Here is a 15,584-nt window from a genome sequence, read left to right as displayed (position 1 = left end):
CCGCACGACGCGAGAGTGGCAAGAGACAATAGGGCTATCAATCTTTTCATTGCTTCAATTCCCGGTAGGTCGGCTCTTATTTTGCTACCTGCGTCGTTGCGTCTTTCGACTCAGTCCGAGCATCGCAATTCAGGAAGAGACCAGCGGAATGGAAAGCATGAAAAATAGTATCGGTTATTTTGGGTGTATCAAAGCGTGATTGAAGGCCTTTCTTTTTTCCCATTAGCAAGCTGCCGACACCGACGCTATAGCGCCCAGACCAGATTTTCTTCCCTGGTATTTGGTAGACGTTTACATAAAGATCTTCGGACATGATGTAATTATATGCGCCCATCTCCAGATTATCGGCTCTGATTGTGATTATTTTATCTGGCTGGAATTTTTCTGTTGCAGTGTGAAGTTCTTTTTTCCAGTCCAGTCGAAGTTGGCCATAATAGAATATGTCAGTTTTTACGTTGCATTTTGCGAATTCTTTCGAAAAATCTTCGTATAGAATTTTATCATGATGTTCTTTTTCATCTATCATATTTGAGAAGAAGAACACTCGATGTGATTCGCTGATTGGCGCGTCTGTCTTTTGAAAGGATTTGAGTCGTATCTGTGTTTCGCAGCCACATAATAAAGTGGTGACCAACAGGATTATTGTTTTTCTCATCTCTGTCTCGCTGTATTCGTGAATGTCAATACATTCCGATTTTGGCGTGTGAAAATAAACCTCATATAGATCGGACACGAATCACATTGTAGTGCAATACGTTGGCTTTGGGGTTGTTGTAGAGAATGGCTGGATTCAATCTTCCGATATGCAGTTTACGAAAATGGGTCTCATCGGTTATGGTTCGGTGAATGAAGCGCACTGTGTCATGCGTACTGGCTGCTTCGGTAATTCGCGATAATCTTGTCAAATATTGCGGTTTCTTCTTGCGTCGTATCAGGGTTCTCACGCGAAAGCAGGTTTCCAAAGTCGTGATCTGAAGCATCCAGTGACTAGTCGCCGAAATCATGCATGATCCGCCTTCCATGGTATAATCGGGGCTTCGGGGAGAAGGCTGGGCAGGCGCTGACGCATCTTTATCGCTTCAACCGGGAGCCACCGTAGCGTGAGTCTACGTTTGCGTTGACGTGCCAACAATTCGCCCGCTAAAGGGCACCTCCGCAGTCTGAATGCCCACCAAGGCGCAACCGATTTTGTGCGCCGGAGGCGCTGTTTCTTCATGACCATGACATTCGACGATCTTGCTCTGGCGCCTGCCATTCTCAAGGCGCTGGCCGAAGCCGGATACAAGACGCCTACCCCCATTCAGGCACAATCGATCCCCCTGCTTCTGCAGGGGCGTGATCTTCTGGGCATGGCTCAGACAGGAACAGGCAAGACGGCCTCTTTCGCACTGCCCTTGTTGCATCGTCTGGCTGCCAACCCTCGTCCCGCACCGAAAAACGGGGCCCGTGTGCTCGTTCTGGCCCCGACGCGCGAGCTCGTCAGCCAGATTGCCGATGGGTTCGAGGCATTCGGCAGTCATCTGAATTTCAGCGTGACCACGATTTTTGGCGGTGTCAGCCAGTTTCATCAGGTCAATGCGCTGCAGGACGGTGTTGACATCATCGTTGCAGCGCCCGGCCGCTTGCTGGATCTGATCGAGCAGGGGCTTTGCGATCTGTCGAACCTCGAAGCCCTGGTGCTGGATGAGGCTGACCAGATGCTCGATATGGGCTTTGCCAAGCCTATCGAAAAGATCGTCGCTGCGACGCCGGGCGAACGCCACACGATCCTTTTTTCCGCGACCATGCCGAAATCGATCGCAGCGCTGGTGGATAGTCTGCTGAGCGATCCTGCGAAGGTGGAAATTGCGCCGCCTTCCACCACGGTCGATCGCATTGAGCAGACTGTCATGTTCCTTGATGCAGAGCACAAGAAGGCGGCCCTGTTGTCGCTGCTGAGCGCGCCTGATGTCGGACAGGCCGTTGTGTTCACGCTTCAGAAGAACATCGCCAACGAGGTCTGCTCGCATATTACCGAAGCGGGCATTACGGCTGAGGCCCTGCATGGCAACAAGTCGCAAGGTCAGCGCGAGCGTGCGCTCGAGGCGTTCCGCGAAGGCCGTGCGCGCGTTCTGGTGGCGACCGATATCGCCGCGCGCGGCATTGATGTCGATACAGTGACCCATGTGGTCAATCATGATCTGCCCAGCCTGCCGGAAGCCTATGTTCATCGTATCGGTCGCACGGGCCGCGCAGGACGCAGCGGCCGGGCGATTACCCTGTGCGATGCCGAGCAGCGCGCCTGGCTGCATGATGTCGAGCGCACCATCGGGCGGGCGCTGACAGTGCATGAAAACCATGAATGGCATTGCGAGAAAGCACGCTACTCAACTGCACGCGCCCCCGTGCTGGGCGGTGGTCCGGTAAAGAAGATCAAGGAGCCGAAGGTCCGCGAGCGTAAGGTCTGGACCGAAGAAGAGAAGGCTGCGGCACGTGCCGCTGCTATGGCAAACCGCGCAAACTGAGACTTACGGCTCTCGTGAGTATCGGGAGCCATCAGCTTTGTCAGGTATCATGACAGGGTGAGGGGGCGTCATTAATGTGGACGCTCCCGTGCCTTGCTTCCCTCGGGCTGGATCCGCCAGCGCGTTCTCTGGCGGTCTGCCCCTTGCAGCATAAATGCCAAAGTAAAGGGGCGCCAAATAGTGTCGAACCCGGCAATGATCGCGCTGCGTATCGTCGCTTTGAACCAGATAAAATCCGAGCTGAAAGCAGGTCATTGTCATAAATTCACGCCGCCTTATTGCCGGTGGCGCTTCTCCTGAGAAGAAGGCTCCTTGGTTGTTTTTCCAAGGCCTGTTGTATGAGCAAGTGACGCCGATTCTGCCTGGCGCATTCTGCGATCCGCCTCTTGGGCGTCTTCGCGAAAATCGATGTCTCGTATTTCATCGGGCGTTGCGGCAATGAGCCGCGCGCGTCGAAGCAGCGGTCGCGCACCATTTTCGCTATCAGGGTCGAGTGTTCTCAGGTCGGAAACCGGGAAAACAGCCGGTGGCCCTCTGTAATCGAGGGAGTGCGATGCGAAAATCTGATCTGGAACCGCTTCACTGGCCGCGCGCAGCGTGCCGATCAGATCTGTCGAGATGAACGGCATATCTGCCAGACAGACGAGCACTCTTGTTTCAGGTGGCAGGCCGGTTATTCCCAGAGCGAGCGATGCGCCCAGACCGCGCTCCGATGCGGCATTGATCAGGGACTGAAATCCTGCCTCCTCATAGGCCTCGTGCCAGTTGCCGTTGGCGCGGTGAACAACACGTTTCTGCTGCCAGTTGAAGTTCCCGACGGTGCCCAGAAGGTGATGCGCCAGCTTCCGCTGGCCGATCACGGCTTCAAGCTTGTCATCCTCTCCAAAGCGACGGCTCAGACCGGCCCCCAGAACAAGCAGAACGCAATCTTGCCCTGTCATGTCCGCGGCGCTGCCTTTCGTGCTTCGATCAGGGAAAATATCTCGGCCAGAACCGAGACCGCAACAGACCGCGCTTCACGCGATGGGCCAAAAAGACCGATCGGGCCGCGTATGCGTTCGAGGGAGGCATTGTCATGACCCATGGCCCGCAGGGCTGCAAGACGTCGGGCCTGTGTCCTGCGGCTGCCAAGGCAGCCGATGAAAAAAGCCTCGGTCTGCAGCGCGGCTTGCAGCAGAGGCAGTTCGCGGTCGAGATCGTGATGGAGCAGCACGAGTGCGGTGTCCTGATCCTGCGCATGGTGCATGATGCATGTCACGTTACCTTCCATGATTGTCAGTCCGGCAGCAGTGGCGAGCGCGGTCAGAAAATGGCTTTCGAGCCCGCCGCCAAAAATCATGATCTGGGGGTCGGGGCGATACCCGGCTGTAAAAACCGTGCCCTGCCATCCTGTGGGCGCCTCGCCCGTTTCTGTCCGCAGGGTTTCGCCTGTGCTGTCATAATGCAGCATGACCGCCTGTCTGGACTGACGGTGTTCCAGAAACCCGATCAGGGCAGTCAGGTCGCGCAGAACGTGCAAATGGAGCCCAATGCCACCACGGCATGGCAGGACGATATCGAACCAGGGGGAGCCCTTGCCATAGCGACAGATGCGGTCGCGCTTCTCTGTCATGGCCGTGCAGGCTTCGCTGACGACACTGGCTTCGACACAGCCGCCAGATACCATGCCGACATAATGACCATCATCACGTATGGCCATGAGTGTGCCCAAGGGGCGTGAGGCGCCCTCAATGATATCTGTCAATATTGCGAGGACGCAGTCCTGGCCTGCCTGATGGCTCTCAACAAGGAAGCGCACGACATCATCAGGATGATCGCTGGGCATGGCGCAGACCGCCATGACAGGAATCGCCGTCGGTCTGGTCGGGTCTTGCATGGTTTCCTGTTTCGATAGGGGCAGGAAAGAGAGACTAGCGCTGACTTTCACGGCTGTCCGCCCTCATTATGGAGATTTTTTTGACAGGAAATTGTAACCGTCATTATTTCTTCAAAAAAATTGTTGACCGGATTTTCCCCTCATGATCTGATGTTTCGTATTCGGATCGATTTGAAAAATTTCCCACGCAAACACGCACCCGAACAATTTGAGGCCGTCAATGTGTCGCCACGAGCAGAGCCGATATCGCACGTCCAGTCGTTACGATACCGAACCAGACTCTTTCTGGCCCCGCGTCGCGGCAGGGGCGTGTCGCCCCGTCAGAGGCAAGGGCGTGCTGTCGCTTCGCTTCTGGCTTTCCTGTTCGCTCTGCATTCTGCCGGTTGCGGCGCATGCCCAGACCTCTTCTTCTGTGCAGGCGCATCCTAAACATTCCGGTTACGCAACAAAAAAGAAGACTGCGAAACCCTCTTCTGCCCGAGGCAGCGGTGTTGAAGAGGTGATGGTCACCTCGCGTCGGCGCAAGGAAACGGCGCAGCAGATACCTGAAACCGTACAGATCTTCACGGGCAAGGAACTCAACCGCCTTGGCGTGCAGACCCTGCCGGATTTGATCAAATACACGACCAACGCACAGAACCTCGATTTCTATGGTGGCGCCATGCCGACCTGGGTGATCCGTGGCGTCAGTCTTGCCGATTTCAACCCAAACTCGACCCCCGCAGCTCCCATCTTTTTGAACGACGCCTATCAGCCAAGCACGGTCATGGGCACGGGCAGTTTGTTCGATATTTCCCGTGTCGAAGTTCTCAAGGGGCCGCAAAGCGGTCTTTATGGACGCAATACAATCGGCGGCGCCGTGCGTGTTCTGACGAACAAGCCCAATTTCGACAAGGCAACCGGCTCGGTAGCGGTTTCCTACGGGCGCTGGGGTGATGGCCATATCAATGCAGCCTATGGCGCGCCGATCACCCGTAATCTGGCCTTCCGTATTGCCGAGACATCGGACCATGGCTGGAGCGGCTGGCAGACATCGCTGCAGAATGGCGCGAAATGGGGGCGCAAGAACCGTGACTCCGTCCGTCTCGAAGTGGCTGCAAAACTCGATAACTGGACGCTCAATTTCGATCTGCATGGCAGCCGCGACAAGTCGCAGCTCGCTCTGGCAACGGCAATTGGCGTTTACAATAATACGGGTGGTTTCTGCTCGGCCATGATTGCCGGTTATGCCGATCAGCAGAACTGTCTCACACTGCCTCAGGCTTTCGGCGATGCCAGTCAGGCGGCATCACGTCAGACGCAGGATGGCACCAAGGTGCTTTCCTCTCCGGTTAATCAGCTCGACAACAAGGCGGGTGGGGCGCAATTCAGCGCGGTGGGCGATCTGGGTGGTCTTGAGCTGACTTCCATCACCTCGCTCGATTATTTCGATTACGGTCTGAATTACAACTACGCTGCGACCGGCCCCGTTTATGCCACGCAGGTCGAGCATACCCCCATGCGTATGGCGCAGGAAAACCTGCGCCTCAGCTCGGGCAAGCCCAAGCGTCTCGACTGGCTGCTCGGTCTCGATGTGGCTTATGAGGATCTGGAAGAGAACAAGCAGTTCCAGCTTTTCGATAACGCGCTTCAGACTCTCTATACCGGTCTCTCCGGCGCGGCCAATGAAGGGATTCTGAGCTACACCCAGAAAACGCAATCCTATAGCGGATACGGGCAGATCACCTATCATATCCTGCCCAAGCTCTCGCTCGATTTCGGTGCACGCAGCACCTGGGAATACAAGACCTATAATGGCGCTTTCCAGCAATCGCCGGGTTATTACGTCGCTTCTGACGTGACGCGCCAGTACCAGCTGAAAGACCATGTCACGGGCAAGGCCGTGCTGCGCTACCAGTTCGACCCGCTGAACATGGTCTATGCCTCTGTTGCGCGCGGATATAAGTCGGGCGGTTTCTACGGCGGCTTCCCCATTGCCAGCACGGCACAGATCGACCCTTATCGTGAGGAGCAGGTCTGGGCAGTCGAGGCCGGGTTCAAGGCCCAGACGCGTGACCGCAAGCTGATCGTCGACGGCGCGGCCTTCTACTACCGCACCTATAATTATCAGAACTTCACGACCGAATATTCGGCTGTCAGCAAGACGATCACTTCGACCCTGACCAATCTGGGCACGGCGGTCAATCAGGGCCTCGAAGGCAATATCGTCTGGAAGCCCGTACCGACCCTGACCTTCAATCTCGGGGCTGCCTATAACGACGCGAAAATCGTCAGATCCTCGCAGTACCAGCTGGATTACGCCGGTAACCTGGTGTCGTGGCAGGGGCAGCGCCTGCCTTATGCCCCGCGCTGGAGCCTGACGCCCTCGGCCCGTTATGAGCACGAGATGTTCAACGGGGCTTATACCGCAGGGGTGCAGATGAATTACAGCTTCCGCACCACGCTGAATGCGTCGCGCGGGGTAGGGGCCTGGATCAATAATATTCCGGGTTACGGCCTGCTGGATGTGCGTCTCGATCTGCTCTCCCACAAGCAGCACTGGAATCTGGCGCTTATGGGGTTCAACGTGACCAATGTGCATTACCGCACGGTCGGTCAGACCGACGGGGTGAGCGACTTCCAGCAGATCTACGGAATGCCCGCCAGCTATCGTTTCCAGATCGGGTATGATTTCTGAACGGACCCGGTTTCAGAACAGGTTTTTCTCTCTTTTCAGGTGGAACATGACAAAGAAACTGTCTCTCAAAGCCAATCTGCTTGCCATGCTTGTGCTCTCGACCGGGCTGAGCGGGCTTGCTCATGCCGGAGAGCCACCCTTGCCGACCGATCCGGCCGTCACCCGTTCGCTCGAAGCCCAGGATGCCCTGCCGCGCACGGCATTCTACAGCACGCCCGCCGATATTGCTGCGTCTGCACCGGGCGCATTGCTGCGTCAGGAAAAAGCGCCTGAATACAGCCTGCCCAAGGGCTTTACCGCAACGCGCATTCTCTATCGTTCGACTGACTCGCACGGTAATCCGGTCGCGACATCGGGCGTCGTTGTCGTGCCTCCCGGCAAGGCGCCAGAAGGGGGCTGGCCTGTCATCGTATGGGCCCACGGCACCAGTGGCACCGCCCAGTCCTGCGCGCCGTCGCTCATGAAGGATGTCTATTACGGCGGGCTGCGCGTGTTCGATCTGGCCGCTGCCGGATTTGTGCTTGTCATGACCGATTATCATGGTCTGGGAACTGACAGCCCGCACCAGTACATGAACAAGTTTGCCCAGGTGGCCGATATCCGTAATGCGGTGCCCGCAGCCCATGCCCTGCTTCCCGATCTGTCGCAGAAATGGTTCGTGGTCGGTCACTCCCAGGGCGCTTATGCCGCGCTCGCCACGGCAGAAGCCGAAGCCAAGGCAAATGATCCTGGCTATCTTGGCGCCATTTCGATTGCACCGGCTGCGCGTGTCGGCATGATAAATGCCAATATCTCTGCCGTGAAAAAGGCAGGCGGTCCCTACATGTCATGGCTCGCTTATGCCATTCACGCGCAATATCCTGAATTCAAGCCTGAAGATCTGCTGTCGAAAACCGGTCTGTCGCAATATCCCGAAGCAACAGGCAAGGCCTGCTGGCTGACCGGCAATGCGCTCTATTACCCCTATTCGGCCAAGGAACTGGTGCGGCCGGACTGGGACAAGAACAAATACGTCAAGAAGTTCTTTGCCGAGCAGACGGTCGGATATGAAAAGGCCAAGGGGCCGATCCTTCTGATTGCTGGCGGTGGTGACACGACCATTCCCATCCACACGCTGGAATCCTATGCGAAGGATGCCTGCCATGCCGGATCGGACGTGAAATACATGGTTGTGCCCAATGCCGAGCATGGCGCCGCCATGGTTGAATCGATGGACACGCAGATTGCGTGGCTGAAATCGGTTCTTGCAGGGAACGCCCCCTCCAATACCTGCCAGCGTCACTGACCGCGCTCATGACGGCAGGACGGTCTTCTCTGGCAGGTCTCTGCCTTGGTGTTTCGCTGCTGGCCTTTCCCTGCGTGGGAAAGGCACAGGAGGCGCGTTCAGGTGGCAGTGTGATTGCCGCCGTTTCGGGATATAATCCCGAGCTGGTCAGAACGGCGCCCTTCTGGGGGCGACGTGTCGTCGGTTATCTGCCGACGCGTGATCATACGCCCCTGCGCTACAGCGTGCTCCTGCCAAAGGGCAAGGGGCCGTTTCCCGTCGTGATCAATTACAGCGGTTACGACCCCGGCGGCATCGGCAGTTCGGCCTATCTCAAGGGCGATACAGCCATGTCGGTCAGCCTCGATCGCGATCTGGTTGCGCATGGCTATGCGGTATTCGGGGTCAATGCCCGCGGGACGGGGTGTTCGGAAGGGCAGTTTACCTTTCTGACCCCGAGCTACGGCCAGGACGGCTACGACATCGTCGAATTTGCAGCTTCGCAGCCATGGTCTGACGGGCATGTCGGCATGGCAAACTGGTCCTGGGCGGGCATGTCGCAGATCGCGACCGCCTCGACACGCCCCCCGCATTTGCGGGCCATCGCGCCGGGCATGGTTCTGGGGGATGCGCGTCTGGATAGCTGGGCGCCGGGTGGCGTGCCGAACATGCAGTTTCCCTCCGGCTGGCTGCTTTATCTCCAGTCGCGCTGGGATGCGTTGAAGGAAGGCGCCCAGACCGAGCATGACCAGCGCTGCCTAGATCGTCTTGCCATCAATACCGACGCCAATCGCAAGGATAATCTGCGTGATCTGATCCTGCGTCATCCGCTGCGCGACGCAGAAATCGAGAAGCGCAATCTGGCGGCCAGAACCAGCCAGATCGAGGTGCCCGTTCTGTCCATGGAGGCTTTTCAGGATGAGGCTGTGACCTCACGCGAAGGCTATTATCAGGACACGCTTGCCCCGGAAAAGACATGGCTGGTGCAGACCAACGGGCAGCATGACGCTTATGAATCGCTCAGATATCGCAGTCTGTTGCTCGGGTTTTTCGATCGCTTCCTCAAGGGGCATGAAGCGGCCTTCAGCGATACGCCTCATGTGCGCGTCTGGCTTGAAAGCGGCTCTCATGGCGAGGGACACGAGAAGGTCGAGCAGATGGCACCCCGCCTCACCCTGAGCGGGGCGCATTATCCGATCGCGGCGACACCTCATGTGTTCACGCTCGCCGCCAAAGGTCTGCTGGAAGACAATGCCACGCCCTCAACCGGATCTGACAGCTATGCCTATCCCGTACGCGGGCCGGATGTGGATGTCGATGCCGATCATTATGGCTGGGGTGCCCTGCCGGAACACTGGCGTGAAGGGAGCCTCGCCTATACCTCGGCGCCTCTGGGCAAGACACTCATTGCCTATGGGCCTGCCAGTGCAGATCTCTGGCTGTCATCCGACATGCCCGATACCGATGTTGAGGTAACGCTGACGGAGCTGCGCCCCGACCATCAGGAAATGTTTGTCGAGCGTGGCTGGCTGCGTCTTTCCGATCGGGCGCAGGACCCGACCAGATCCACTCTGTTGCGCCCGTTTCCGCTGGATCATGTCGATACCACGCAAAGTCTTGCGCCCGACGAGCCGGTTCTGGCGCGCGTCGAACTGAGCAAGATGGGCCATGTGTTTCGTGCCGGGTCGCGTTTGCGCCTCTGGATCGATGCACCAGGCAATTTCGGCGGCTACGGGTTCTCGCCCTGGCTGCTGCCTGCCACCAACCGCCTCTGGCATGATCCACAGCATCTGTCGCGTCTCGTGCTGGGCACCGTGCCCGAGCAGGGCGCGCCGGGTCTTGCTGTTTCCGCCATTCCTGCAGCGCCTGGGCCATGCAACGACGTGCTCATGCAGCCCTGTCGGCGCGATCCGCTGCAGTGACCCTCGTTTTCTCTCTTTCTAGGTGATTTGACATGAAGAGCCTGAAATCAGCACTTTGCGCGCTTACCTGCTTGGTTGCATCAGGGGCGGCCCATGCGGCGACAGAGGCCCCGTTCAACGGCAAGGTCTATGATCCGGTCAAGACCGAGCTGGTGCTCAATCTAGTCGTGACCTGCACCGACCCCGTGCGCCCCGGCCCTGAAGGCGCCAGCAAGGATGGCGAACGCACGGAAATCTGGCCGATTATTGGCGGGCGTTTCGATGGCCCCGGTATTCATGGCACTGTCGAGGCTGGCGGGGCCGATCTGCCGGTTCTGCGCCCCGATGGGGTCGAGGTGGTGGATGCCTTTTATCGCCTCAGGACCGATGACGGACAGATTATTGTCATCCACAACAAGGGGCTCGCCTACCCGATTGACGGTGGCAAGGATTACAAATATCGCCTGAGCCCTGAATTCATCGCCCCGAAGGGTAAATATGACTGGTTGAATAAAAGCATTTTTGTTGCCACTCTTGTCTATCCGGTCCCTAAAGGGATGGAGCTCGCCAAAGGCCCTCATCAGAACGACCGGTTGATTCAGGTGCTCCGACTTAACTGATACTTTCTCCGGGATCTGGTTCACGCGAAATGTCTTTGAACGAATCTGTCGTTATGACGTCGAACATCGATCGTACTCTGGGCAACACCATCCGTGAGAGAAGAAAGCAGAACGGATATCTGCTCAAGGATGTCGCGTCGCGTGTCGGTATCTCGCTCAGCCATCTGAGCCAGATTGAACGTGGCGCTTCATCGCCGAGCATACGCGATCTGATGAAGATTTCAGACGTGCTCGAACTCGACATGTCGACGTTCTTCGGGGCCATCAAGGGCCAGTCCCTTGATACCCCTGCTTTCTATACCCGTATCGAGGATCATGGCCTTCTAAGCTTCGGCGAGGGGATTACGAAGGTGATGCTCAATTCACAGAACCCGGAATTGCTGCGTACCTATCTCATGATCATCGAACCCAACGGGCATTCGGGTTCCAAGATCCTGACCCATAGCGGCTTTGAATCCGGTCTGGTCCTGCAAGGCTGTCTGCATCTGCAGGTGGGCGGTCAGGACTGTATTCTGCGTGAGGGAGATTCCTTCTCCTTTCCCAGTGAAACGCCGCATCGCTACAGCAATGGCTCGCAGCAGGTCACACGCGTCGTCTGGGCAAATGTCGATACGCCCTGAACGGCTTGAAGGCCTGACCTGAGGCCGCTGCGACGCTCATGGAGAAAGTATTTTTCTCCATGAGCATTTTCTGATCCTGGCTGGAAAATACCAGTCTCGTATCAGACAGGGCCTGAACACGGGTTTTCAGGCCCCTACGCGTCACCGGTTACGAGGCAGGGATTCAGGGTCTGAATTTTGTGGGATCGACCGAGGCATTTACCCCGCCGAAATGATGCAGCATCCAGGAAGACAGCGCTGAGAGTTCTTCCGGCGTGTAGGCAGAGGTGAATTTCTGCATCGTCATGGCGCCATGAGCGGTCTGAAGGGAAGTGCCCTCTCTGAGCACGGAAACCAGATTGGTGGCTGACGGGTCGCTCAACGAATGACTGCCGCCAAGAGCGGCCCAGTCCGACTGGCGGCCCGATCCATCCTCCATATGACATCCGGCGCAAGCCTGCTGGAATACATGCCTGCCCGCCGAGGGACCATCATTTTCGGCAATCTGCCCATGGTTTCGACTGGGGCCATCAGGCTGCGCCGGGATATCGCGCAGATAGACGACCATCGCACGAATATCATCAGCGGGTAGCTGGCTGAGGCTGTGCTCTATGGCTTCTGCCATGGGGCCGGAGGCAGGGCCGTGGCCTTTGGCGTGGCCGGTTGAGAGATAGCTGAAGAGGTCGTCATCGCTCCAGGCCCCAAGCCCATGCTCGCGGTCGGAGGTCAGATTATAGGCGGTCCATCCCACCTGCACCGCCCCGGCATAGGCGCGGCTGCTGAGGCCGAACATGAAATTGCGCGGCGTATGGCACTGTCCGCAATGGCCCAGCGCCTCGGCAAGATAGGCCCCGCGATTCCATTGCGCAGAGTGGGTGGTATCCGTCGCCATGCGTCGGTTTGGATTATTGAACCAGTTCCAGAAAATCATGGTCCAGCGCTGGTTGAACGGAAAGGACAGGCTGTTTTTCGGGGCAGGGGCATGAATGGCGGGCAGGGTGAACAAATAGGCCTTTATGGCCAGCGCATCGTCATCGCTCAGCAGGGTGTAAGAGGTGTAGGGCATGACGGGATAGAGATGCTTGCCCCCCAGACCCACACCTTTGCGAAGCATTTTCAGCCAGGCCTTGTCGGTATAGGCCCCAATGCCCGTCTCACGATCCGGGGTGATGTTGACCGCATGAATCGATCCGAAGGGCAGGGTGAAGACGCGCCCGCCCGTCAGGGCACGGCCATCCTGCGAGAGGTGGCACGCTGCGCAATCGGCTGCGACGAATAGGGCGCGGCCGCGTGTAACTTGGGCGCTTTCCCCCGAGGCAGGCTGCTGCGTTTCCGGCTGGGCCTGTTGTGCCTGTGCGGCGCTGCTAAGCCCGATGGTCAGGGACATCAGGGCGGAGGCGGAGAAAACGATGCGGCGTTTCATGCGCCTTTCTCCCCAGTATTTTCGGGGTTTTTCGGGGCATTCATCTGCGGCACGAATGGAATGCGCCTCAGGCGTTTTCCGGTTGCTGCGAAAATGGCATTGGCCAGCGCGGGGGCTGCCGCCACGGTGCCGACCTCGCCGATACCACCGATCTCTGCTGTCGGATCGGAGACGAGATGCACACGGATATCGGGCGCCTCATTGAGGCGCATCATGCGATAATCATGAAAATTGCTTTGCTCCGCCTGACCGTCGCGAAAGGTGATTTCGTTGTAGAGCGCCATGGTCAGACCGAAAATCAGGCCGCCCTGGATTTGCGCACGCACGGCATCGGGAAAGACGACAGGCCCGCAATCGACCGCCGTATCGGCCCTCACCAGATGGATCTGCCCGTTTTCCTCAACCCTGACTTCGAGAATGGTCGCAGCCCAGCTCTGGAAGGAATAATGAAGCGCGATGCCGAGCCCGTGCCCTTTTGGTAATATGCGTCCCCAGCCTGATTGTTTCGCGGCTTCGTCGAGAACTTTCAGCCCTCTGGGGGAGGGACCGAGATGTCTGCGGCGAAAGGTGAGCGGGTCATTGCCGGCGGCATGGGCCAGTTCGTCGATCATGCCCTCGACAACAAACACGTTATGGGTCGGGCCGACGCCGCGCCACCACAGGGTTGTCAGCCCTTCCGGCTCGCATTGCACGGCCTCGTTACGCTGGGCGGGAATGGCATAGGGTGTTTCGGTAGCGCCTTCGACGGCATCGGAATCAAGTCCGTTCTGCAACCCTTCAGGCGCCCAGCGCGCCAAGACGAAGGACCCGGTGGTACGGTGGTGCCACGCCTTGATCATGCCCTTGTCATCAAGCCCGGCCGTGATGCGGTCATAATAGAACGGGCGGAACTGGTCCTGACGGATATCCTCCTCACGCGTCCAGAACAGCTTGACCGGATAGGGTACCTGTTTTGCAAGGCGTGCCGCCTGGCCGATCGAATTCGAATCAAGCCTGCGGCCAAAACCGCCACCGATCAGGTGATTATGCACGGTAATGCGCTCTGGTGGCAGGCCAGTGGCGTCCGCAACCTCCTGCCGGGCGCGTATGGGCACCTGCGTTCCCACCCAGACATCGGCGGAATCGGGGCGGATATGCAGCGTGGTATTGATGGGTTCAAGCGCCGCATGGGCCAGAAAGGGCAGTTCGTAGACAGCGTCGATGCGGGTAGAGGCGCTCGCAAGCGCGGACTCGACATCGCCGGTCTTTTTCGCGACGAGCCCGGTTTTTGCCGATGCATTCTTCAGTGCTTCGAGCAATGTGGCGCTCGATACCCCGGCATTCCGGCCGAAATTCCATTGCGGATTTGCTGCCCTGAGCCCCGAAATGGCGGCCCAGCTATGCGCGCCGATAACGGCAAGCGCATCGGGAAGGGTGATAATATCGATCACACCGGGAATTTTCATCGCCGCGTCGCGGTCGAAGCCTGCCAGCGTTCCCCCCTTGACCGGACAGGCCATGATACGGCCGATTTTCATGCCATCGACACGCACATCCATACCGAACAGCGCGCTGCCATTGCTCTTGGCATGCGTATCCATCCGCTGCGGGCTGGTCCCGATCAGGCGGAACTGCGCGGGGTCTTTCAGGGGAATGGGGTCGGGAACAGTCTGACGGGCGGCATCTTCTGCCAAGGCACCATAAGGAAGGCTGCGGCCTGAATCCGGATGCAGAATGGCCCCTTCTCGTGCCACACAGCTTTCGACCGGAACCGACCATCTTGCGGCAGCGGCGCGCAGGAGCATGATCCGTGCTGCTGCCCCCGCCTGACGCAACGGGATCCAGCTATCGCGTGTCGAAGCCGAACCTCCCGTCACTTCCTCACCGGCAGCCTTGTCGACATAGCGCGTATCGGCAGGGGCGGCTTCGAGGGTAATCTTGTCGAGCGGCACCTCAAGCTCTTCGGCGATCAGCATGGCGACCCCGGTATAGATACCCTGGCCCATTTCGGCATGACGCATGATGAAGGTAATGGCGCCCTCGCGATCGATGCGTATGAAGGCGTTGGGTGTGAAAGCGCCTGCTGCTTCGGCGCGGGCACCTGGCAGGCCGGGAATAACACCGGAAAGCATCAATCCGCCGCCTGTAGCGAGGGCGGCACGCAAAATGGCACGGCGGTTGAGCACAGGGCCGATCTGATGGGGCTTACGCATTGCTGGCAGCCTTGTGAATGGCGGCGCGTATGCGCACATAGGTGCCACAGCGGCAGATATTACCCGACATGGCGTCATCGATATCGTCGTCGCTCGGTGCCGGCGTGGTCTGGAGCAGGGCGGTTGCCGCCATGATCTGCCCGGACTGGCAATAACCGCACTGAATGACCTGTTCTTCCAGCCAGGCCTCCTGCACGCGTTGACCGAGCGCGGTCTGACCAATGGCTTCGATGGTGGTTACGGGTCGGTCGCCCACAAGTGAAACAGGCAGCTGACAGGCGCGCGCAGGCTGGCCTGCCACGTGCACGGTACAGGCACCGCATTGTGCGATGCCGCAGCCATATTTTGTGCCAGTCAGCCCCAGAATGTCACGCAGAACCCATAAGAGCGGCATGTCATCCGGAACATCGACGTCATGCGATTCACCGTTGATAAGAATCGTTCTCATGTCGTTGTGATCTCTCGCTTTTTTGTGGCGCCGCTCGTTTCGGAAGGATCACCAGTGTCGCGCAGGATTGCAAGTGCGCT

The 15,584-nt window shown here is 58.1% G+C and carries 12 protein-coding genes; 6 read left to right on the top strand and 6 right to left on the bottom strand.

Annotation, left to right across the window (positions count from 1 at the left end):
* Nucleotides 1-76: 76 nt before the first annotated feature.
* A complete protein-coding gene (locus AAID99_RS09915; RefSeq protein WP_188425678.1) occupies nt 77-655 on the bottom strand; it encodes a hypothetical protein in 579 nt (192 codons plus the stop codon).
* Between the two features lie 559 nt (nt 656-1,214).
* Here AAID99_RS09915 and AAID99_RS09910 point away from each other — a divergent pair.
* Nucleotides 1,215-2,504 carry a DEAD/DEAH box helicase gene (locus tag AAID99_RS09910; RefSeq protein ID WP_188425679.1) on the top strand — a complete coding sequence of 430 codons (1,290 nt, stop codon included), beginning with the start codon at nt 1,215-1,217 and terminating at the stop codon, nt 2,502-2,504.
* Between the two features lie 275 nt (nt 2,505-2,779).
* On the opposite strand, the gene AAID99_RS09905 is transcribed toward AAID99_RS09910, so the two are convergent.
* Nucleotides 2,780-3,445: a nucleotidyltransferase family protein gene (locus AAID99_RS09905; RefSeq protein WP_188425680.1), complete on the bottom strand. Its 666-nt coding sequence runs from the start codon at nt 3,443-3,445 to the stop codon at nt 2,780-2,782.
* On the bottom strand, nt 3,442-4,380 hold the full coding sequence (locus AAID99_RS09900; protein WP_498493745.1) for an XdhC family protein: 939 nt from the start codon (nt 4,378-4,380) through the stop codon (nt 3,442-3,444). Before AAID99_RS09900 ends, AAID99_RS09905 begins: the two co-directional genes overlap by 4 nt.
* Nucleotides 4,381-4,714: 334 nt before the next feature.
* On the opposite strand from AAID99_RS09900, the gene AAID99_RS09895 reads away from it, so the two are divergent.
* From AAID99_RS09895 to AAID99_RS09875, 5 genes are read left to right on the top strand one after another with little or no spacing between them, the layout of a single operon-like run.
* Entirely contained in the window at nt 4,715-7,057 is a 2,343-nt protein-coding gene (locus AAID99_RS09895) for a TonB-dependent receptor (RefSeq protein WP_188425682.1), read from the top strand.
* A 46-nt stretch (nt 7,058-7,103) separates the two neighbouring features.
* On the top strand, nt 7,104-8,342 hold the full coding sequence (locus AAID99_RS09890; protein WP_188425683.1) for an alpha/beta hydrolase family protein: 1,239 nt from the start codon (nt 7,104-7,106) through the stop codon (nt 8,340-8,342).
* Between the two features lie 8 nt (nt 8,343-8,350).
* A complete protein-coding gene (locus AAID99_RS09885) occupies nt 8,351-10,243 on the top strand; it encodes a CocE/NonD family hydrolase (protein ID WP_188425684.1) in 1,893 nt (630 codons plus the stop codon).
* A gap of 32 nt (nt 10,244-10,275) precedes the next feature.
* Nucleotides 10,276-10,842 carry a DUF3237 domain-containing protein gene (locus AAID99_RS09880; protein ID WP_188425685.1) on the top strand — a complete coding sequence of 189 codons (567 nt, stop codon included), beginning with the start codon at nt 10,276-10,278 and terminating at the stop codon, nt 10,840-10,842.
* 53 nt (nt 10,843-10,895) lie between these two features.
* Nucleotides 10,896-11,462, top strand: coding sequence for a cupin domain-containing protein (locus AAID99_RS09875; protein ID WP_188425686.1), 567 nt, complete (start codon nt 10,896-10,898; stop codon nt 11,460-11,462).
* Between the two features lie 163 nt (nt 11,463-11,625).
* On the opposite strand, the gene AAID99_RS09870 is transcribed toward AAID99_RS09875, so the two are convergent.
* The 3 genes from AAID99_RS09870 to AAID99_RS09860 are packed head-to-tail and all read right to left on the bottom strand — an operon-like array spanning nt 11,626 to nt 15,504.
* Nucleotides 11,626-12,864 (bottom strand): cytochrome c, encoded by a 1,239-nt coding sequence (locus AAID99_RS09870; protein WP_229719605.1) that lies wholly within the window; start codon nt 12,862-12,864, stop codon nt 11,626-11,628.
* Nucleotides 12,861-15,056, bottom strand: coding sequence for a xanthine dehydrogenase family protein molybdopterin-binding subunit (locus tag AAID99_RS09865; RefSeq protein WP_188425687.1), 2,196 nt, complete (start codon nt 15,054-15,056; stop codon nt 12,861-12,863). Before AAID99_RS09865 ends, AAID99_RS09870 begins: the two co-directional genes overlap by 4 nt.
* A complete protein-coding gene (locus AAID99_RS09860; RefSeq protein WP_188425688.1) occupies nt 15,049-15,504 on the bottom strand; it encodes a (2Fe-2S)-binding protein in 456 nt (151 codons plus the stop codon). Before AAID99_RS09860 ends, AAID99_RS09865 begins: the two co-directional genes overlap by 8 nt.
* Nucleotides 15,505-15,584 lie beyond the last annotated feature (80 nt).

Source organism: Asaia sp. Ae19-3 (assembly GCF_059801175.1).
Note: the sequence above shows the minus strand (reverse complement) of the source record. Positions and strands in the feature narration are given on the sequence as shown.

Excerpts from the sequence above, each read along its gene's own strand:
- AAID99_RS09915 (WP_188425678.1), bottom strand. The coding sequence starts at position 655 with ATGAGAAAAACAATAATCCTGTTGGTCACCACTTTATTATGTGGCTGC.
- AAID99_RS09910 (WP_188425679.1), top strand. The coding sequence starts at position 1,215 with ATGACCATGACATTCGACGATCTTGCTCTGGCGCCTGCCATTCTCAAG.
- AAID99_RS09905 (WP_188425680.1), bottom strand. The coding sequence starts at position 3,445 with ATGACAGGGCAAGATTGCGTTCTGCTTGTTCTGGGGGCCGGTCTGAGC.
- AAID99_RS09900 (WP_498493745.1), bottom strand. The coding sequence starts at position 4,380 with ATGCAAGACCCGACCAGACCGACGGCGATTCCTGTCATGGCGGTCTGC.
- AAID99_RS09890 (WP_188425683.1), top strand. The coding sequence starts at position 7,104 with ATGACAAAGAAACTGTCTCTCAAAGCCAATCTGCTTGCCATGCTTGTG.
- AAID99_RS09885 (WP_188425684.1), top strand. The coding sequence starts at position 8,351 with ATGACGGCAGGACGGTCTTCTCTGGCAGGTCTCTGCCTTGGTGTTTCG.
- AAID99_RS09880 (WP_188425685.1), top strand. The coding sequence starts at position 10,276 with ATGAAGAGCCTGAAATCAGCACTTTGCGCGCTTACCTGCTTGGTTGCA.
- AAID99_RS09875 (WP_188425686.1), top strand. The coding sequence starts at position 10,896 with ATGACGTCGAACATCGATCGTACTCTGGGCAACACCATCCGTGAGAGA.
- AAID99_RS09870 (WP_229719605.1), bottom strand. The coding sequence starts at position 12,864 with ATGAAACGCCGCATCGTTTTCTCCGCCTCCGCCCTGATGTCCCTGACC.
- AAID99_RS09865 (WP_188425687.1), bottom strand. The coding sequence starts at position 15,056 with ATGCGTAAGCCCCATCAGATCGGCCCTGTGCTCAACCGCCGTGCCATT.
- AAID99_RS09860 (WP_188425688.1), bottom strand. The coding sequence starts at position 15,504 with ATGAGAACGATTCTTATCAACGGTGAATCGCATGACGTCGATGTTCCG.